Genomic DNA, 19,826 nt, shown 5'->3' with positions numbered 1-19,826 from the left:
AACGGATCTGCAATATTGTCCGGAACCATGCGAGCCAGGCGGTTTTTGTCATGGCAGGGCCGGGAATTGGAAAATCGTCCCTGACGGAGGGGATCGCGGAACGCCTTGGCGGGGAGCTGAATGTTCTGCAGCTGCACGGCAGTTCCGCCCTTGCTGCCGTGCCGTTCGGCGTCCTCACTCCCTACACCGGCGAGTTGACTGCCGAGGAGTCTGTCTCTCCGGTTGCCGTCCTGCGGTCCATGTGGAGCTACTTCGAAAAGCTGAAGGCAGGAAGCGGATCCCCTGTCCTGCTCCTCATTGATGATGCGCACTACCTGGACGAGGCTTCGGCCGGTGTGATTGCGGACCTGATCTCGGCCGGATGGGCAACAGTGGTTGCTGCTGCCAGGCCGCGGCCGGGCCTTCCGCAGCCACTGGACCAGCTCTGGTACGACGGCCTGGCCGAACGCGTGGACCTGCGCCCGCTGAACCGCGACCAGATCGAGGAAGTCCTGGCCCACGTTCTTGACGGGACAGTGCCGGATGCCACCGTGGACGCCGTCTGGAGCGCCTCCGGGGGCAACCCCCGGCTCCTGGACGCCCTGCTCCACGACGCCGCAGAGGCCGGAATACTGGCCAAGCGGAACGGAATTTGGGTCCTGCTGGGGTCTTTGCCCACGGATGGCGTCCGGCTCACGGGAGTTGTTACCAAGGATCACCTCCGCCGCCGGCCGGAGGAACAGGAGGCCCTGAAATTCATTGCCCTTGCCGGGCCGGTGGGCCGGAAGGTCATCGAAGACATTTGCGGCGCGCCGGTGGTCCGCTCCCTGCTGGATCAGCAGATGGTGGTCGAGAATTCAGGCGTCCCCGCCGAACTGACTGTCTGGAACAGCCTGTTCGCGGAGGCCATCAGAAACACCATTTCGGTCTCCCGCAGCCTGCAGCTCCTGGAAAAGATCCGGGAACACAAGGATCCCGCCACCCTGCGGGGAGAAGGCCGGCTGCGGTCCGTGGAGTGGTCCCTTGAGTGCGGCCTGCGCGTACCCGACGCCGAGATGCTGGACGCCGCACGCGAGGCACTGACCCGCTTTCGGAACCACAGCGCCCGCGCCATCGCTGCCAAGGTCCAGGACCCCGAGTTCCTTCCCCTTGCCCATGCCGTCCGAGCGCGCGCCCTGTACAACGAGGGCTCGTATGCGGACGCTGCGGCCCTGCTCGACGCCTGTTGGCTCCAGCTGGCAGGCCACCCCGAGGGTCCGTCCGTCCTGCTGCTGAGGGCGGCGGCCCATCAGGCAACGGGACGCCCCTTGGCGGACCTGGCAGAGGAGGGCGGGGAACAACACGCTGGCACAGCGGAGCCCGCAGCATGGTGGCTGGAACAGCTCTTGCAGCTGCTCCAGCTCGGTGCGGACATGGATGCGGAAGGATTGCGCGGCCGCGTAGCGGACATCAGGAACCGCAGCTCCACCGAAGAAGAGGCGCCGGTCAGGGCTGTCGGGGAGGCGCTCCTGGCACATGCCCTGGCCGCAGCGGGCAAGGCCGCCGAAGGACTCGAGGCCGCGCTTGTGGCGTCCGCGGAACTGCGGCCCCTGGAAGGGAAGCTGTTTTTCTTTCCAGAGTTCGTCCTGGGACGGCTGGTCGCCGATTACCTCGCCATGGGGGAATGGCACTCCGCCGAGCGTGAGATCGAAAGCTACGCCGCAGGGCATACGTTCTCGGCCGCCACGTTCAATGGCAGCCTGCAGGTGCTGCGCGGCTACTCCCTGCTGCGGCAGGGCCGGATGGAACGGGCCTACCAGCTGCTGCTGCCGGCGGTGGAAGCGTTGCGGCTCAACGATCCGCTCCAGCTGTTCCGCTTCGGCTCTGCGCTGGGCTTCTATGTCGCGGCGCGGCTGGGAGACACTGCCCAAGGGAAGCGGCTGGAACAGGACTACAAGGATGCCTTGGCAGGTGCCCCCGCCCATGATTTCCTTGCCCGCGCCTACGCTGCCGCCGCGTCAGAGTACCTGTCCAGGGACGGCAAGGGCCTGGCTGCGCTGCACACGCTGATGACCACCCATGAGGCCTCTACGAGGGCCGGCACCCTGCTGGAGCTGCTCGGACTCGGCTGGGACCTGGGTGACCCCTCCGTGATCCCCATGGTGCAGAGGGCAGCTCACGGCGTGGAAGGCCGCTGGGCAGCCGCCATGCTGAAACTGGCCACGGACTGGGAAGCCGCTGACGGGGATGCGTTGATGGATACCGCGGCCTCGCTGGAGGAATCCGGTTTCGTCAACCTTGCACGTGAGGCCTACGCCCGCGCCAGCACCGTGCTGGAGCAGTCAGGGGAGCGCCGCCGCTCCAGGCAGGCCGTGGCCCAGCGCGAAAAGTGCGACCACGAATTGGGCGAGCGGTTCCGGGAGGGCCGTTTCATTGCCGCCACCCCGGCCGTGCAGCTCACCCGCCGGGAGCAGGACATCGTCGAGCTTGCCGTGCAGGGCCTCACCGACCGCGAGATTGCCCAGCGGCTCATGGTCTCTGTCCGTACGGTAGAGGGACACCTGTACCGCACCTACGTGAAACTCGGTGTGCGCAGCCGGGACGAGCTCGACGCAGCGCTCCCCAAGTAGCCCCGGCAGCCGGTACCGGAAAAGACACCCGCCCCCGCTGTGCCCAGGCGGCGCAGCCGCTTTTGCCTGCCCGCCTCCGCTTGATGGACGTGGTGGCCACCCGCCCTCGCAAATCACCCTCCCGGGTATATGCCGGGCGGTCCCGGTAGTACTGGCTCGCGGAATTCGAGTACTGCCTACTCGTGTACCTCCCGCCGCCGCAGTATTTACTTAAGGAAGCAAAGGACGCGGGGGAAACAAAGCCGCAGAGCATGCTGAGAGCAGTACAAGGCTCCTTGAGTTTCCGGTCCCCGTGACCGGGCCAGACGGGGCCGGCGACGTCAGAGTCTTCTGAGACCGAGACTCTCCCCCCAGCCGTCGCCGGCCCTCCATTCCGCGGGCTGAAGCCCGGAGCGGCTGTGGCGGCTACCCTTCCCGGGCGGCCGCCACAGCCGTGCTGTGGGACAATTGAGTGTCATCCGTTGGCATCTCAAGGAGTTAGTCTTGGCCGTAGTATCAACGCCAGCCACACTGGAACGCGCCTTGCCGGCCATGGATGACGCCGAGGTACTCCGCATCCGGAACGACTTTCCCGTCCTGAACCAGCTGGTCAACGGCAGGCCGCTCGTCTACCTCGACTCCGGCGCCACCTCACAGAACCCGCTGAGCGTCATTGAAGCCGAACAGGAATTCTACGAACAGCGCAACGCGGCCGTGCACCGGGGGGCGCACCACCTCGCCGTTGAGGCCACCGAGGCCTTCGAGGATGCCCGGCAGACCATCGCGGACTTTATCGGCGCGGATTACGCGGAGACCGTTTGGACGTCAAACGCCACTGAAGGCCTCAACCTGCTGAGCTACGCGTTGTCCAATGCAGGGCTATGGGCCGCCCAGGGCCGGGGCGACGCCAGGCTCAAGGAGCTCGCACTGAGCCCGGGTGACGAAATCGTGGTTACGGAAATGGAGCACCACGCCAACCTGATCCCATGGCAGGAACTGGCTTTCCGTACCGGTGCCACCCTGCGCTACATCCCCGTCGACGACGCCGGCCACCTCCGCATGGATGCTGCCGCAGAGATCATCGGCGCCCGGACCCGGGTGCTGGCGTTCACCCACGCGTCAAACGTCCTGGGCACCATCAACCCCGTCGCCGACCTTGTGGCCCTCGCCCGCCCGGCCGGCGCCCTGGTGGTCCTCGACGCCTGCCAGTCCGCGCCGCACCTGGCCCTGGACGTCAAGGACCTTGACGTGGACTTCGCCGTGTTCTCCGGCCACAAGATGCTGGCACCCACCGGGATCGGGGTGCTGTACGGGAAGCAGGAGCTGCTGGATGTCCTGCCGCCCTTCCTGACCGGCGGCTCCATGATCACCACTGTCACAATGGAACGTGCGGAGTATCTGCCGGCACCGCAGCGCTTCGAGGCCGGAACGCAGCGCATCTCCCAGGCCGTGGCGCTGGCGGCTGCGGCCAACTACCTGACGGAAACCGGGCTGGACCGGATCCATCAGTGGGAAGCCGGGCTCGGCCAGCGTATAGTCACCGGGCTTGAGTCCCTTCCCGGAATCCGGGTCCTGGGCCCCGCCGCGGGCCAGGAACGCATCGGACTGGCTGCCTTCGACGTCGAGGGTGTCCATGCCCATGACGTGGGGCAGTTCCTGGACTCACGGGGTATCGCCGTGCGCGTTGGCCACCACTGCGCGCAGCCCCTGCACCGCAGGCTGGGCCTTACTGCCACCACCAGGGCCAGCGCGTACCTGTACAACACGACGGACGACGTCGACCAATTCCTGGATGCCGTAGCCGGCGTGCGGGCCTATTTCCGCGCTTAGCGGGGAAGACCGAAGGACACCATGAGCCTTGACCAGCTGTACCAGCAGATCATCCTGGACCATTCAAAGGCCCGGCACGGCAGTGGACTGGCCGGGACAGAGGCCCCTGAGGGCGCTTCCACGGGCCAGTCCCACCAGCTCAACCCGGTGTGCGGGGACGAGGTCACCCTGAGGCTCGCTGTCACTGACGGGAAAGTGGCCCAGGTTTCGTGGGACGGGGCGGGTTGTTCCATCTCCATGGCCTCCGCGTCCGTGCTCAGCGAACTGGCGGAGGGCATGACCGTGGCGGAGCTCCATGAAGTGATTGACAGCTTCCGGGAGGTTTTGCGCTCCCGGGGGAAGGTCCCTGCGGATCCGGCGCTGCTGGGCGATGCCGCGGCGTTTGAGGGCGTGGCCCGCTACGCGGCGCGGGTCAAGTGCGCCATGATTTCCTGGGTTGCGGCGGAGGATGCGCTGAATCAGGCCGCCTGACCCGGTCCTGCCGGCGCAGGTTCCCGCCTAATACCGGGAAGGCCCTCGTCCCAGCGGGACGAGGGCCTTCCTTTTGCAGTTTGTTAGCCGGCCAGCGCCAAGATGCCGATCACGGCAGTGGCCGCGCCAAGCACCATGGAGACGCCCACCAGCACCACGTGGACGGTGAGGAACTTCGTGGCCTTCCCGGCGGAGTCCCTGGCGCGGGGATCCTTCATGACCCGGCGCAGGAACTGCGGCCAGACCACCAGGGACCATACTCCCGCAATGATCAGGACCAGTGAAGCGAAAACGGGCAGCTCCATGAACTAGTGGCTTTCCAGCCAGGCCTGCGCCTGCTTGGCCTGGAGGTTCAGGGCCTTGGACACCATCGGCTCCGCTGCATCCGCGATCTTGCCGCCGAGGAATGGAACGGACGATTTCACGGCGCCCTCAAGCTCCACGCGGGTTCCGCCGGCGTCTGCCACCAGGCGCTGAACGGCGGTGACGTCCACGGGGGCGCCGGCGATCTTCAGCGAGATGTTGCTCTGGCGGGAGCCGTCCGCTGCGGGGGCGTCCCAGTTCTCCACCTGGGTGACCTTGAGGTGCTCACCCACGAACTTCCGCGCGATCTCGGGGAGGCGGGTGGTGGGAAGGGTGCGCACGGACGTGGCGCTGAACGCTCCGGCGACGTCTCCGTCCACGGTGAATGACTCCAGCGAGCCGCCCACCAGCTGGCTGACGTGGCGCTGGAAATCTTCGTTCACCAGCACAGCTGCGACGCTGTCGACGGAGTGGGGAAGGGTGGTGGTTGCGCTCAAGGCCATGGGTCCTCCTGGGACGTGGGGGTCGGATTAGGCTCCAAACATCCTACGGTGTCCCGGCCGCGTGCTCCGCATCCGCGATCTCACGGGCGGCCCGGGTGATGTTCCTGGCCATGGCGGGAAAGATCAGGCTGTGGAACGGAAGGACGGCCAGCCAGTACAGCCGGCCGCTGAGTCCTTTAGGAAAGAAGATGGCCCGCTGCCGGTAGCGGCTGCCGTTCCCGTCCGGCTCCACGGAGAGTTCCAGCCAGGCGCGCCCAGGGGCGCGCATTTCCGCGCGGAGCCTCAGCAGCCTTCCGCGGTCAATCCGTTCAACACGCCACCAGTCCACCACCTCGCCGGCCGCAAGGGTGTGGGGATGCCGCCTGCCGCGCAGGAGCCCGGCGCCCCCGGTCAGCTTGTCCAGCCAGCCGCGAACCTGCCATGCCAGCGGCAGGGAGTACCAGCCGTTCCGGCCGCCGATCCCCTCGATGACCGTCCACACCTTCGCGGGATCCACGTCCCCGTGGAACGTCCGCTCATCGATGTACACCTTGTGGCCGGCCCACTCGGGGTCGCTGGGCAGGGGATCGGAAGCAGCTCCGGCGTTTGCCCAGGTGGTTTGCACCTGCCCGTCACGTTCCTTGCCGAGCGCCAGGGCGACGGCGGTGCGGTAGTCGGTCAGGCCGCCGTCGGGCTGCGGGATGTATTGGTCGATGTCGTGCTCGTCGGACACGGCATCGTGCTGCAGGGACTGGACCAGCGGCATTGCCATGGACAAGGGGATCGGCGTGGTGAGGGCAACCCACATGCCGGCCAGCTTCGGCGCCGGGATGGGCAGTGCCAGCACCGGGCGGTAGGGCAGGCCGGCCTCGGCGGCGTACTCCTGCATCATCCCGGCGTAGGTGAGGACCTGCCGGCAGCCAACGTCGAACGTGCGGTTGAGCGGGCCGTCCAGCGATGCGGCGGAGACCAGATAGTACAGGACATCGCGCACGGCGATGGCCTCGATCCGGTTCCGGACCCAGCTGGGCGCGGGCATCAGGGGGAGTGTCTCGGCGAGGTGGCGGATCATCTCGAAGGACGCCGAGCCGGAGCCGATGACCACGCCCGCCTGGAACACGATGGCGTCCACGGGGCTATCCAGGAAGACTTTCCCCACCGCTTCCCTGGACCGCATGTGGGTTGACAGTTCGACGCCCGTGGGGTGCAGCCCGCCCAGGTAGACGATCCTGCCAACGCCCGCGGCGGCTGCGGCGTCCGCGGCCGTGCGCGCCATCGCCTGCTCTTTCGCTTCAAAGCCCGCACCTGCTGCCATCGAGTGGACCAGGTAATACAGGACGTCGACGCCGGCCAGCGCCTGGCGGAGGGCGTCGCCGTCGTCGAGGCTGCTCTCCACCACGTCCACCCGGTCCCGCCATGGCACCCCGGCGATCTTGTCCGGTGAGCGCACCAGGACCTTGACCCTGTGGCCGGCCTCAAGGAGCTTGGGCACCAGCCGGCCGCCGATGTAGCCGGTAGCCCCGGTGACCAGGACCGTTCTGGAGGTGCGGGCGGTGTTCCCGGGTTCGGTCATGCTGACTCCTTAGTGTCCACAGGCCATTCGGAGCGGCCTGCTGTTTGGACTGCCTGTCTTGCGGCCCGTTGCCGGCGGGCCCCGCCCTGCCAGCCTATCCCCGGGCCGGCTCGCATTGTCGCTGCTGCGCGGTAGGCTGGGTTTACCCGGGATTCGAAGAGAATTTCGGGTTTTCGCGTTGCCTGCCTTTCGTTGCACACCACAGGAGCTTTCTGCCATGAGCCTTCCAGGCCCGTCCAACGCCGGCCACACCAGCACGGGCCCATCGCTGGACGGACTGCGCCGCGCCCTCGCCGCGGACCAGACCTTCGCCCGCGTCCGCGCCGAGGCCGCCCGTGGGTTCGAGGTCCGGGGCCGGGACTACCAGATCAGCGCACCCGCCGGGCTTCGCCCGCTGCTGCTTGCCGAGATGGCGGACGGCGTGGCGGCCGCCGCGGGCGAAGGGCACGACGACGGCAGGCCTGGCGTCGTGCTTGCCGTCACCGCAACCGGCCGCGAGGCCGAGGACCTGACTGCGGCGCTTCGGGCGTACCTTCCTGCGGACTGCGTGGCCGAATTCCCCAGCTGGGAAACCCTCCCGCACGAACGCCTCTCGCCGCGCTCGGACACCGTGGGCCGCCGCCTCTCCGTCCTGCGCCGCCTGGCGCACCCGGAAACGTCCGCGTCGGGCCCGCTTCGGGTGGTGGTGGCGCCCGTCCGCGCCGTGGTCCAGCCGGTGGTGGCCGGCCTGGGCGAGCTGGTCCCGGTCACCCTGAAAGTGGGCCAGGAGAAACCCTTCACGGAGGTGGTGCGGAGCCTGGCGGACGCCGCCTACGCCCGGGTGGACATGGTGACGCACCGCGGGGAGTTCGCCGTCCGCGGCGGCATCATCGACGTCTTCCCGCCCACCGAGGACCACCCCATCCGCGTCGAGTTCTTCGGTGACGAGGTGGACCAGATGCGCTGGTTCGCGGTGGCAGACCAGCGCTCGCTGTCCTCGCCCGGCCTGCACCACCCCATCGAACTGCATGCCCCGCCGTGCCGGGAAATCCTCATCACCCCGGCCGTCATGTCCCGGGCAGCCACCCTCAAGGCGCAGCTCCCGGCAGCCGCCGACATGCTCGAAAAGATCGCCGGCGGCATCACCGTGGAGGGCATGGAATCCCTGGCGCCCGTGCTGGTGGACTCCATGGTCCCGTTCGTGGAGCAGCTGCCCGCAGGCTCCATCTCGGTGGTCATCGAGCCGGAGAAGGTCCGGACCCGGGCCCACGACCTCGCCGCCACCAATGAGGAGTTCCTCGAGGCCGCCTGGTCCACCGCCTCGGACGGCGGGACGGCGCCGCTGGATCTCAGCTCGCAGGCAAGCGCCGCGCTCCATTCCGCCAGCTTCCGCTCCCTCACGGAAACGCGGACCTCATCCCTGGAGCACGGGGTCTCATGGTGGTCCATCACGTCGCTCGTGCAGGACGAGGAACTTCTCCCGGACATCGACGTCCTGAACCTGCATGCGCGGGAACCGCGCGGCTACCAGGGCGATGTGGCCGAGATGATGGACTTCATCGGCTCACATGTGCGGGACCAGTGGCGGATCGTTGTCGCCACGGAAGGCCCCGGGCCTGCCCAGCGCCTGGCAGAGCTGTTCCATGAGAACGACATCCCGTGCGCCCGCGTGGACACCCTGGACCACGAGCCCCAGGCGGGCATCATCGAGGTGACCACCGCCGCCGTCGGACGCGGTTTTGTCCTGGACGGGCTCAAACTGGGCCTGCTCACCGAAGCCGACCTGCTGGGCCGCACCTCCGCCGGGTCCACCAAGGACATGCGCCGCATGCCCTCCAAACGCCGCAACGCCGTGGACCCGCTGCAGCTCGTGGCGGGGGACCATGTGGTCCACGAACAGCACGGCATCGGCAAGTTCGTGGAGCTGATCCAACGCAAGATCACCGTCGGCGGCTCGAAAGATACAGCCGGGGTGCGCGAGTACCTGGTCCTCGAGTACGCGCCGTCCAAGCGCGGCGCGCCGGGGGACAGGCTCTTCGTTCCCACGGACCAGCTGGACCAGGTGACCCGCTACGTGGGCGGTGACACCCCCGTCCTGAGCAAGATGGGCGGCGCGGACTGGGCCAGCACCAAGTCCAAGGCCCGGAAAGCCGTCAAGGAGATCGCCGGCGAGCTGATCCGGCTGTACTCGGCCCGGATGGCGTCCCGCGGGCATGCCTTCGGCCCGGACACTCCTTGGCAGCGCGAGCTTGAGGAAGCCTTCCCCTACGTGGAGACGCCGGACCAGCTCACCACCATCAACGAGGTGAAGGCGGACATGGAGCGCGAGATCCCCATGGACCGGCTGGTTTCCGGCGACGTGGGCTACGGAAAGACCGAGATCGCCGTGCGCGCCGCGTTCAAGGCAGTGCAGGACGGCAAGCAGGTGGCCGTGCTGGTGCCCACCACGCTGCTGGCCCAGCAGCACTACGAGACGTTTACCGAACGGTTCTCCGGATTCCCCTTGCGGGTCAAGGCACTGTCGCGGTTCCAGGGGACAAAGGAAACCAAGGAGACCGTGGAGGGCGTCAAGAGCGGCTCGGTGGACGTCGTCATCGGCACGCACCGGTTGCTGTCCAAGGACTTTGCCTTCAAGGACCTGGGCCTGGTGATCGTGGACGAGGAACAGCGCTTCGGCGTGGAGCACAAGGAAGCTCTCAAGAAGATGCGCACCAATGTGGACGTGCTGGCCATGAGCGCAACCCCCATTCCGCGCACCCTGGAGATGTCGCTGACGGGAATCCGCGAGACGTCCACCCTGGCCACCCCGCCGGAGGAACGGCACCCGGTCCTGACCTACGTGGGTCCCTACACGGACAAGCAGACCTCCGCGGCCATCCGGCGTGAGCTGATGCGCGAAGGCCAGGTCTTCTTCGTCCACAACCGGGTCTCCACCATCGAGCGGACCGCGGCGAAAATCCGTGAGCTGGTCCCGGAGGCGCGCGTCGAGGTGGCGCACGGCAAGATGTCCGAAAGCCGCCTGGAGCAGATCATCGTTGACTTCTGGGAGAAGCGATTCGATGTGCTGGTGTGCACCACCATCATCGAAACCGGGTTGGATATTTCCAACGCCAACACCCTGATCGTGGACGGCGCGGACAAGTACGGCCTGTCCCAGCTGCACCAGCTCCGCGGCCGCGTTGGCCGGGGCCGTGAACGCGCCTACGCCTACTTCCTCTACCCGTCCGAGAAGCCCTTGGGCGAGGTGGCGCTGGAACGGCTCAAGGCCGTGGCCACCCACAACGAGCTCGGTGCCGGCATGCAGCTGGCCATGAAGGACCTGGAGATCCGCGGCGCCGGAAACCTGCTGGGCGGCGAGCAGTCCGGCCACATCCAGGGCGTGGGCTTCGACCTCTACATCCGCCTGGTGGGCGAGGCCGTGGCTGACTTCCGCGGCGAGGCCGAGGAGAAGGCGGCCGAGATGAAGATTGAACTGCCGGTCAACGCGCACCTTCCGCACGACTACGTGCCCGGGGAGCGGCTCCGCCTTGAGGCGTACCGCAAGCTCGCGGCAGCCCTCACGAATGAGGCAATCGACGAAGTCCTGGCGGAACTGGTTGACAGGTACGGAGAGCCGCCGCTCCCGGCACGGAACCTGGTGGCCGTGGCCCGCTTCCGGGTGGGAGCCCGTGAAGCCGGGCTGTCCGATGTTGCCCTGCAGGGCAACTTCATCAAGTTCTCGCCGGCCACCCTTCCTGAATCCAAGGTCATGCGCCTGAACCGGATGTACCCGGGGTCCCAGTCCAAGCCCGCCCTCGATGCCGTGCTCATCCCCAAGCCGAAGACCGCGAGGATCGGGGGCCGGGACCTGCAGGATGCGGAAATCCTGGAATGGGCCAACGGCGTGATCCGGAACATCTTCTCGGACCAACCGGTCACTGTCGCGCCGACCGGGAGCTAGCACTTGATGGGAGGACACCACGCCGCGTCGGGAGCCGCGGCGTGGGTAGCTATTGCCTCAACCGGGCCCTACACCCTTGGCTGGTACCCGCTGGACGCCACTGGCATCCTGATCGGCGGGATGGCGACGGCGGGAACCGCCCTCGTGTGCGACTGGGACCACCGGCACAGCACGGTGGCAAATTCCCTGCCGCCGTTGTCCAATGTGATCGCGGTCGGGATTGAAAACGCCAGCGGCGGGCACCGCCAGGGCACGCACTCCGTCCTCGGGGCAGCCTTTTTTGTCCTTCTCGCCACCCTGGCAGGCCAATTCCAGCTGGAGACGGACTGGGGACTGCTGTCCGTGGGTGCGGGGCTGCTGTGCATGTTCATGATCAACATCGCGGCCAAGGCACTGAAGCTCTTTCCGAAGGCGGGGTTCATCAGCAACTGGATCTTCGCGCTGACCATGGCCGGCCTGGTCACCTGGTTTGCCCCGGACCAGTGGACCTGGCTCCCCATTTCGATGCTGACCGGCGTTGTGGTCCATATCGTGGGCGACCTGGTCACCACGGGAGGAGTGCCGCTGCTGTGGCCACTGGTGGTCAGGCCGCCCAAACCCCTGCGGAGGGTACCGCTGCTGCGCCAGGTCTGGCGGCCCAACGGTGCATTGTCCCTCCCGCTGCTGGGCCGGGCGGGGTCAAAACGCGAGTGGCTTGTCCTGATCCCGGTGAGCGCCTACGCCATGGTGGGGATGTGCATGGCCGGCTGGTCCATAGCGCACAGCCACTGGGGCCGCGCGGCAGAGGCAGCGGTGGCCTGGGCCCGGCTCTGGCTGTAATGCCCGGGCGGCGTCCGCCGGGCATACGACAAAACCCCCGGACAGCGTCCAGGGGTTTTGTGCTGGCTGGTTGGTGTGGGCTAGTGCTCGCCGGCTGAGTCGGAGCGTCCCAGGACGGTCTGCGGAATCCAGAAGGCCAGGGCGAACAGCGCGATGCAGACAGCCATCGGCCAGGGGTTGTCCAGCGTGAGGAAGGAAAGCGAGTAGACGGCACCAAGGAACAGCGCGATCATGACCACAAAGAGGAAGACACTGGTTCCCAGCTTGTTCTCGTTCTGCGGGGTCTGCAGCGTGCCCTGATGTGCTCCGCGGCTGGAATCCGTGCCGTCGTTGGACGTCGTAATCTTGCTGGACATTCGTTCCTCCTCGGCCCCTCGGGGCTCAATCTGTGGCCGCGTCCGGTTGCCGTCAGTAGCCGGATGAACCCTGTTCACCCTTGACAATGGCAATTCCGGAGCTCGCACCAATACGTGTTGCACCTGCTGCAATCATAGCCTGCGCGTCTGCAAGGGACCGCACCCCGCCGGAGGCCTTGACGCCCAGGCCAGGCCCCACAGTCCTGCGCATCAGGGCGATGTCCTCCACCGTAGCGCCGCCGCCGTTGAAGCCCGTTGAGGTCTTCACGAAGTCTGCGCCTGCCTCCACTGCGGCTTCGCAGGCAAGGACTTTCTGGCTGTCGGTGAGCAGCGCGGTTTCGATGATGACTTTCAGGATGGCCCCGCTGGCGTGCACGGCCTCCGCCACCGAGGCGATGTCCTCGACAAGCGCCCCTTTGTCCCCGGCCCGGGCGGCGGCGATGCTGATGACCATGTCCACTTCGTCCGCACCGTCCAGCACTGCGCCCCGGGCTTCGAAGGTCTTGACGTCGGTGGGGGTGGCACCCAGCGGGAACCCCACCACCGAGCAGGTCAGGACGCCGGATCCCTTGAGGGCCTTCTTCACCGTTTTGACCCAGATGGGGTTGACGCATACAGACTTGAAGCCGTATTCAGCTGCTTCCGCACAGACCTTGAGGACCTCAGCCTCACTGGCCTCCGGCTTCAGCAGCGTGTGGTCGATGAAGGACGCTATGCTGCCGGAGCCCGCGGCGCCGGTGGCTGCAGCCTGAACGGAAGGGGTGGCTTCGTTGCTCATGATGGTCCTCTCCAAGGGCCTGTGGGCCGGGCGTTGTAACGCCCGCGACTCGTTTCGCAACCATCTTGCCATACGCTGAAGCGGCCAGAACCACCCCCGACCAACGGCAACGCGCGGTCAGTTTCCGCCCAATCCGAGCCGGTTATCGGGCGGGGAGTGACCCCGCGTTGCTTGATCAGGCCGCCGTCAGCAGCTGGGTGGCACAGGCTCCCGCAGCGGACGCGGCGGCCACCAGGAGGCCCAGCCGGACGCCGTCGAACGCTGCAGCGTCTCCGAGGGCCCAGATGCCCGGTACGGACGTCCGGAAGTCATGGCTGATCACGATCCCGCCGGTGGCCGCCGTCTCCAGGCCGGCACTGGCGGCGAGGTCGTCCCGGGATTCGCGTTCCTCGGCGAGGACCACCAGGTCGCCGTACATGCTGCTGCCGTCCTCGAAAACCACCCCGGAGGCTGCAAAGCCCGAGGTTGACGGGGCAGGGATCACGGAGGCCGGGCGGGCCGTGGTGCGGATGGGCCGCACGCCGCGGGCCCGGAGGACCGCCTCTGCCTGGCCGGCTGCGGCGCCGGTGCCCACCAGGATTCCCAGCGGACGCCGGCCCAGCTCCCTGGCCACCTGGCTCACGGCCTCGCCGACGCGGGCGGCGTCGTCGATGGTGGAGTAGCTCAGGCACTGGCCCGCTCCCTCGACGGGGCTGGCCACGGGCGCCGAGCCAGTGGCGATGACCAGCTGGTCGTAGGCAAATTCCATGCCGTCCGCCGTGGCCACCGTGCGGTTCGCGGCGTCGATGTGGCTGGCCGGCTGCCCGAACCTCACCGAAACCTGGGGCAGCATCGCCAGCTCCAGCAGTTCCGCCGGGGTGTCGTCCCGGTTGCTCAGGACTGTGATGGTGCCGGTGAAACGCGCCCGGTCAAGCTGGCTGACCAGTGCCTGGGCAGCCGGGCCCGCACCTGCGATGACGATGCGGGTGGCGGGAGCGGCGGAGGTGGAGGGTGCCGGAGCGGACATGTGCTGGCCCTTTCGCTGGCGGCCGGGAACGGCCGTAACTTCGTGATGGACCCAGCGTAGGCCCGCGCCTTTTCCGGGGTGTTTCCCCGCAGTTGCTGTTTATCAGGGCTGTGTTCGCCAGTATTTACCGGCCGGTAACAGAACCCGTGACGTGCCTCTCATCCGCGTGCGCGGCTGACACATGAGCGCCCGGCTCCGGCCAGGCTAGACGCGGATCCGGTAGCCGCGCTTGACCACGGTCTCCACCAGCCGCCCGTCGGGCAGGGACGAACGGAGCCGGCTGACCGTCATGTCCAGCGCGTGGACGGAACCGCGCAGTTCCAGCAGGTCGGACAGCGACTCGCGGGACAGGACGGCGCCGCCCGCTCCGAGCAGGGCACGCAGGAGCAGCAGGGGAGCGGGCGCCAGTTCGATGAGCTGGCCGTTGATGCGGAGGCTGCGGCCGCGCAGTTCGATGTTCCCGGACCGGGTGTCGAGGCGGCGCACGTGGTTCAGGGCAAGGTGCTCGCACACCAGGCGGATAAGGGCGCCCATCCGGAAGCGCTCCGGGATCAGCGGGGTGACGCCGGCATCCAGCAGCGGCTGCGCGGTGACCGGACCCACCACGGCGGTGGTGACGTTTGTCTTCAGGCTCTCGATCAGCTGCTTGTACACGCCCATCTCGTGGGCGGTGCTCCACAGGGCATCGACGGCGGGCGCGCTGGTGAAGGTGAGGACATCCAGGTTGCCGCTGCACGCAGCCTCAATGAGCCGCGGAAGCCGGTCCTCGCCGTCGGGCTTTACCCAGCGGTAGGGCGTGACCGTCAGGACCGTCGCACCGGACATCCGCAGGCGCTCCAGCTGCCGCACGTCCGTGTAGCCGTGCAGCTGCACCGCGACGGTCTTGCCCCGGACGCCCTCCTTGAGCAGCATGTCCACCAGTGTTGCGGTGGTTTCGTCGCTGCTGATTCCGACGTCGGCAAGGCCGGCCGCGCGCACGGCGCCGCGGGCTTTGGGTCCACGGACGAACATCCGGCAGGCACCCAGGGCGTCCAGCAGCTGCTCGCCGATCCCGAAGGAATCCGCTGCCTCGCACCAGCGGCGCATCCCGTAGGCGGTGGTGGCAATGCAGAGGTCCGGCCTGGCGGCGATGATGGCCTTGGTGTCCTCGATGAGGCGCATGTCCTCCTGCACGGGGGCGATCTTCAACGCGGGGGCGTGCAGCACTTCGGCGCCGCGGCGTTCCAGGGCCTCGATGAGGTCGCTGGAGCGGCGGTCCGAGGTCACGCCGATGCGGAAGCCCTCCAGGGGCGACTCGGCGGAGTCCGGGGCTTCGTCAGCCCTTTGTTCGACCTGCGGTGTTTCGGCCGGTGCAAGTGCAGTCATGGGGGTCAATCCTTTCATGAACCCAGCAGCGAGGCCGCCAGCCTGTCCAGGTCGGCGGCGGCCTCGGCATGCCCGCGGTTGGCCTCAGCCACCCGAACCACCTCGCCGATGACCAGCACGGCAGGGTTGCTGCATCCGGCAGCGGCCGAGGTGATCGTGCCAAGATCCGCGATGGTGGTGCGCTGGCCGGGGCGGTAGCCGCGTTCGACGACGGCCATGGGCATGTCAGCGCGCATCCCCGCCCTGCGCAGGCCGGCAGCCAGCTGGTGGAGGGTTCCGATGCCCATCAGCACGACGATGGTTCCGCCCAGCCCGGCCAGGTGCTTGTGCTCCTTTTCGGTCAGCGGCGCGTGGCCGGAGACCACGGTGAACATGTGGCTGACTTCGCGGTGGGTTACCGGGATCCCGGCGGCGGCCGGGACGGAGATCGCGCTGGTGACGCCGGAGATGACGCGGACCTTGACGCCGGCGGCGACGCAGGCGGCAACTTCCTCGCCGCCGCGGCCGAACACGTAGGGGTCCCCGCCCTTGAGGCGGACCACGTTGTTGCCGGCCAGGGCACTTTCCACCATGAGCTTCTCGATGTCCCCCTGGCTCACCTTGTGGTGGCCGGGCTTCTTCCCGACGTCCACCAGTTCGGCCGAGGTCATGGACGGCAGCTCCTGGTACGGGGCCAGCCGGTCATAGAAGACGACGTCGGCGTCACGCAGGGCCTTGGTCGCAGCGACCGTGAGGAGTTCGGTGGTTCCGGGTCCGCCGCCCACCAGGGTGACGTGGCCCGCTGGGCCGGCTGCCGGTTCGGCTGCCACCGGGATGCCGGTGGTGCGGCACCGCTCCAGCAGGACCTCCCAGCCGGGCTGTCCGTCGTCGACTGCCGCCACCAGGAAGGGGCGTTCGGGCAGCGGGCCGTCATGGCTTGCCCCCTGGGGGGTGCTGAGGCGGTAGACGACGGCGCCGGCCGCTTCGTAGCGGCGGACGGCCTGGCGGGCAGCGTGGTCGGAGCCGGTGACCAGCACTTCCCGGCCGGTCAGATCAATGCTGAGCTGCATGCCTATGCCTCATTCCCGTTGCTGGGCCGGACGGGGATGGAGGCTCCGATCAGGACTGGCTGCTGGGCGGCCGCCGCCTTTTCCTCCGGGGTGGCGGGGCGCATCTGGCCGCGCTCGTCCGGGACGAAGGTGATGGAGTCGTCTTTCTGGTCGGGGGCGTTGACGAAGGAGCGGAACCGGCGCAGGCGCTCGGGGTCCTTGAGGGTGTCTGCCCATTCGTCAATGTAGGTGTCCACGTGCTTGGCCATGGCGGCTTCCAGGTCCGCGGCGATGCCCAGGGTGTCTTTGACCACCACGTCCTCAACGTGCTTGATGCCGCCGTCGAGCTCTTCCTGCCAGCGTGCGGTGCGCTGCAGCCTGTCCGCGGTGCGGATGTAGTACATGAAGTATCGGTCGATGTACTTGATCAGCGTCTCGTCATCCAGGTCCTTGGCCAGCAGCTGGGCGTGGGCAGGAGTGGCGCCGCCGTTGCCGCCGACGTACAGGTTCCAGCCGTCCGCGGTGGCGATCACGCCGACGTCCTTGCCGCGGGCCTCGGCACATTCACGGGCGCAGCCGGAGACGCCCATCTTGAGCTTGTGCGGGCTGCGGAGGCCGCGGTAGCGCAACTCCAGCTGGATGGCCATGGCCACCGAGTCCTGGACGCCGAACCTGCACCAGGTGGATCCGACGCAGGACTTCACGGTGCGCAGGCTCTTGCCGTACGCCTGGCCGGATTCGAAGCCGGCGTCCACCAGTTCCTTCCAGATCTCCGGCAGCTGCTCGAGCCGGGCGCCGAACATGTCGATGCGCTGGCCGCCGGTGATCTTGGTGTACAGGTTGTACTTCTCCGCGACGGCCGCGATGACACCGAGCTTCTTGGGGGTGATCTCGCCGCCGGCGATGCGGGGGACCACCGAGTAGGTGCCGTCCTTCTGCATGTTGGCCAGGGCGCGGTCGTTGGTGTCCTGCAGGGTGCCGCGGCCGGCGTCCAGGACGTAGGCGCTGTTCTGGCTGGCCAGGATGTTGGCGATGGTCGGCTTGCAGATGTCGCAGCCGGCGCCGGTGCCGTACTTGGCCATGATCTCTTCGAAGGAGGTCAGCTCCAGGACGCGGATGGCATCGAACAGTTCCTGGCGGGACAGTTCGATGTGCTCGCAGAGTGCCTTGGAAACCTCGACGCCGGACTTGGTCAGCTCGGTTTCCAGCAGCTTCTTGAGCATCGGCACGCAGGAACCGCACTGGGTGCCGGCGCGGGTGCAGCCCTTCAGTTCGCCCAGTTCCTGGACGGGGGCGTTGCCCTCGCAGGCGCCGCAGCCGTTGATGGCGTCACGGATGCTTCCGGCAGTGACATTGTTGCAGGAGCACAGGGTTGCGTCGTCCGGCAGTTCGGTTTCGGGAGCGTCGCCGCCGCCTGCCGCGCTGAGGAAGGCGCCGGGCTCGGCGGGAAGTTCGCGGCCCAGCAGCGGACGCAGGCTCATGTACGGTGTGGCGTCGCCGACGAAGATGCCGCCCAGCAGGGTCTTGGCGTCATCGGTGGTGACGATCTTCTGGTACACGCCGCGGGCCGGGTCGGCATAAACGATTTCGAGGGCGTGCTCGGTCTTGGCGAACGCGTCACCGAAGCTGGCCACGTCCACGCCGGACAGCTTGAGCTTGGTGGCGGTGTCGAAGCCCGGGAAGGTGGCGTCCCCGCCGTGCAGGCGGTCGGCCACGATCTCCGCCATGGTGTTGGCCGGAGCGACCAGGCCCAGGCACATGCCGCCGTAGTTGGCCACTTCGCCGATGGCCCAGATGCCCGGCACTTCGGTTTCGCAGTAGTCGTTGATGACCACGCCGCCGCGGGGACCCAGGCTGAACACCTGTTCCTCGCCCTCGGCGGCGCGGAAGAGTTCGTCGCGGGGCCGGACGCCGATGGCCACAATGACCATGTCCGCGTCGATGATGCGGCCGTCCGCCATGAGGACGCCGGTGACCTGCCCGTCGTCGTCCGAGAGAACCTCGGACGGGAACACGCCGCCGTGGACCTCAAAGCCCTTGGCCTTGATGAGCCGGCCCATGGCCTGGCCCGCGCCTTCGTCCAGCTGTGTGGCCATCAGCCACTGCGAACCGTCGATGACGATGGGGTTGGCGCCCAGCTGCTCGGTGCCGGCGGCGGACTCGAGGCCCAGGAGCCCGCCGCCGATGGTGACGGCGTTGACCTTGCGGCCCAGCTTCTCCTTCAGCCCGGCGATGGCCTCGTTGATGGCCCACACGTCTTCGAGGGTGCGGTAGACGTGCGTGTGTTCGGCGCCCGGGATGGGCAGGCGGGCAGCATTCGAACCGGTGGCAACCACCAGTTCGTCATACTCGAAAGTGTTGCCGGCAGCGGTTTCCACGCTCTTGGCTTCGGCGTTGATCTTGACGACACGCTCGCCGGTCCTGAGTTCCAGGGAAGGGTGCTCCCACATGGCCGCCGTCCCCAACGTCAGGTCGACGTCTTTGTCTGTGAGGGCCTTGGACAGGGCCACCCGGTCGTAGGGGAGGTGGGCTTCCTCAGTGAGGACCGTGACATGCCAGCCATCGAGGCCACGGGCATGCATGGCGTCCGCAAAACGGTGGGCCGCGGGGCCGCCGCCGGCGACGACGATGCGGCGCGGAGTCTCTGTGCTTGAAGTCTGTTCGGTCACTGATGGGCCTTTCGCATGGGCCGCAGGCAGTTTTCCTGCAGCCTTCTCTGACGAGCTGTCCATTCAGACTAGGGAGGCGCAGTTTCGCTTCAGTTTCCCAATTGTTTCGTCAACTTAACTTCTGCATCACGAACGCATTTCCGGCCGCGTGAGGTGTCTTTTACGTTGTGGACACATTCACTGCATGCCTCTGAAACACCGCGGGCCTAGCGTGGATCACGGCCGCAGAGGTGGCCAATGAGCAGGACTACACGCACAGGGAGAGGAGCCGGACATGACGGCAACACTGGAACTTGGGGCACTCGAAGCCGGCATGGATGAGGCTGTCTCCGGCATTGCCGGCTGGCACACCGTCTGCCGGGTGGACGACTTGGAGGTTGCCTGGGGTGAAGCCGCCCTGATCGCGGGACGCCAGGTTGCACTCTTCCGCACCGGCGCCGACGAGGTTTTCGCGGTGGCCCATGAGGACCCTGCAACGGGCGCCCATGTCATGGCACGCGGAATCCTGGGCTCACGCGGCGAGCGTCCCACCATCGCTTCGCCGCTGCACAAAGAGGTCTACGACCTCGAAACGGGTGAATGCTTCAGCAGCCCGGACCTGAGCCTTGCCACATTCCGGACCCGCATTGCAGGCGGAGTCGTGGAGATCGAGCTGTAGCA

Annotated in this window: 15 protein-coding genes; 6 read left to right on the top strand and 9 right to left on the bottom strand. The window is 67.6% G+C overall.

All coding sequences use genetic code 11. The features are described 5' to 3' along the window. Positions 1–50: 50 nt before the first annotated feature. From PV768_RS00370 to sufU, 3 genes are all read left to right on the top strand, one after another. The gene (locus tag PV768_RS00370) at positions 51–2,588 is read left to right on the top strand and encodes a LuxR C-terminal-related transcriptional regulator (protein WP_421091945.1); all 2,538 of its coding nucleotides are present in this window, start codon (positions 51–53) and stop codon (positions 2,586–2,588) included. Positions 2,589–3,071: 483 nt separating this feature from the next. Beyond that, positions 3,072–4,397: a SufS family cysteine desulfurase gene (locus PV768_RS00365; RefSeq protein ID WP_421091944.1), complete on the top strand. Its 1,326-nt coding sequence runs from the start codon at positions 3,072–3,074 to the stop codon at positions 4,395–4,397. A 21-nt stretch (positions 4,398–4,418) separates the two neighbouring features. Further along, the gene (gene sufU, locus PV768_RS00360; RefSeq protein WP_421091943.1) at positions 4,419–4,868 is read left to right on the top strand and encodes a Fe-S cluster assembly sulfur transfer protein SufU; all 450 of its coding nucleotides are present in this window, start codon (positions 4,419–4,421) and stop codon (positions 4,866–4,868) included. A gap of 83 nt (positions 4,869–4,951) precedes the next feature. Here sufU and PV768_RS00355 read toward each other — a convergent pair whose 3' ends face one another. The 3 genes from PV768_RS00355 to PV768_RS00345 are packed head-to-tail and all read right to left on the bottom strand — an operon-like array spanning position 4,952 to position 7,226. Then, entirely contained in the window at positions 4,952–5,173 is a 222-nt protein-coding gene (locus PV768_RS00355) for an SCO4848 family membrane protein (RefSeq protein ID WP_157238701.1), read from the bottom strand. 3 nt (positions 5,174–5,176) lie between these two features. After that, positions 5,177–5,674, bottom strand: a complete 498-nt coding sequence (locus PV768_RS00350; protein ID WP_104997260.1) for a DUF2505 domain-containing protein — start codon at positions 5,672–5,674, stop codon at positions 5,177–5,179. 43 nt (positions 5,675–5,717) lie between these two features. Continuing rightward, positions 5,718–7,226 (bottom strand): SDR family oxidoreductase, encoded by a 1,509-nt coding sequence (locus PV768_RS00345; RefSeq protein ID WP_421091942.1) that lies wholly within the window; start codon positions 7,224–7,226, stop codon positions 5,718–5,720. A gap of 217 nt (positions 7,227–7,443) precedes the next feature. Between PV768_RS00345 and mfd the strand changes: the two genes are divergently transcribed. Together mfd and PV768_RS00335 are read left to right on the top strand one after the other, a co-directional pair. Beyond that, positions 7,444–11,145 carry a transcription-repair coupling factor gene (gene mfd, locus PV768_RS00340; protein WP_421091941.1) on the top strand — a complete coding sequence of 1,234 codons (3,702 nt, stop codon included), beginning with the start codon at positions 7,444–7,446 and terminating at the stop codon, positions 11,143–11,145. Positions 11,146–11,151: 6 nt separating this feature from the next. Beyond that, positions 11,152–11,964, top strand: a complete 813-nt coding sequence (locus PV768_RS00335) for a metal-dependent hydrolase (RefSeq protein WP_157238698.1) — start codon at positions 11,152–11,154, stop codon at positions 11,962–11,964. A gap of 80 nt (positions 11,965–12,044) precedes the next feature. Here the strand turns inward: PV768_RS00335 and PV768_RS00330 are convergent, their stop codons facing one another. The 6 genes from PV768_RS00330 to nirB form a co-directional block, all read right to left on the bottom strand. Next, the gene (locus PV768_RS00330) at positions 12,045–12,320 is read right to left on the bottom strand and encodes a hypothetical protein (RefSeq protein WP_321215760.1); all 276 of its coding nucleotides are present in this window, start codon (positions 12,318–12,320) and stop codon (positions 12,045–12,047) included. A gap of 52 nt (positions 12,321–12,372) precedes the next feature. Continuing rightward, complete coding sequence (deoC, locus tag PV768_RS00325; protein ID WP_157238697.1) at positions 12,373–13,098, bottom strand: deoxyribose-phosphate aldolase; 726 nt, start codon at positions 13,096–13,098, stop codon at positions 12,373–12,375. Between the two features lie 175 nt (positions 13,099–13,273). Continuing rightward, positions 13,274–14,104 (bottom strand): FAD-dependent oxidoreductase, encoded by an 831-nt coding sequence (locus PV768_RS00320; RefSeq protein WP_157238696.1) that lies wholly within the window; start codon positions 14,102–14,104, stop codon positions 13,274–13,276. Positions 14,105–14,308: 204 nt separating this feature from the next. Further along, positions 14,309–15,469, bottom strand: coding sequence for a uroporphyrinogen-III synthase (locus PV768_RS00315; protein WP_157238695.1), 1,161 nt, complete (start codon positions 15,467–15,469; stop codon positions 14,309–14,311). A 14-nt stretch (positions 15,470–15,483) separates the two neighbouring features. Further along, positions 15,484–16,518 (bottom strand): uroporphyrinogen-III C-methyltransferase, encoded by a 1,035-nt coding sequence (gene cobA / locus PV768_RS00310; RefSeq protein WP_421091940.1) that lies wholly within the window; start codon positions 16,516–16,518, stop codon positions 15,484–15,486. Positions 16,519–16,520: 2 nt separating this feature from the next. Beyond that, positions 16,521–19,166: a nitrite reductase large subunit NirB gene (gene nirB / locus PV768_RS00305; protein WP_321215762.1), complete on the bottom strand. Its 2,646-nt coding sequence runs from the start codon at positions 19,164–19,166 to the stop codon at positions 16,521–16,523. Between the two features lie 274 nt (positions 19,167–19,440). Between nirB and nirD the strand changes: the two genes are divergently transcribed. Continuing rightward, positions 19,441–19,824 carry a nitrite reductase small subunit NirD gene (gene nirD, locus PV768_RS00300; protein ID WP_157238693.1) on the top strand — a complete coding sequence of 128 codons (384 nt, stop codon included), beginning with the start codon at positions 19,441–19,443 and terminating at the stop codon, positions 19,822–19,824. The last annotated feature ends 2 nt before the right edge of the window (positions 19,825–19,826 follow it).

This window comes from Pseudarthrobacter sp. CC4 (genome assembly GCF_048957775.1).
Classification (GTDB): domain Bacteria; phylum Actinomycetota; class Actinomycetes; order Actinomycetales; family Micrococcaceae; genus Arthrobacter.
Note: the sequence above shows the minus strand (reverse complement) of the source record. Positions and strands in the feature narration are given on the sequence as shown.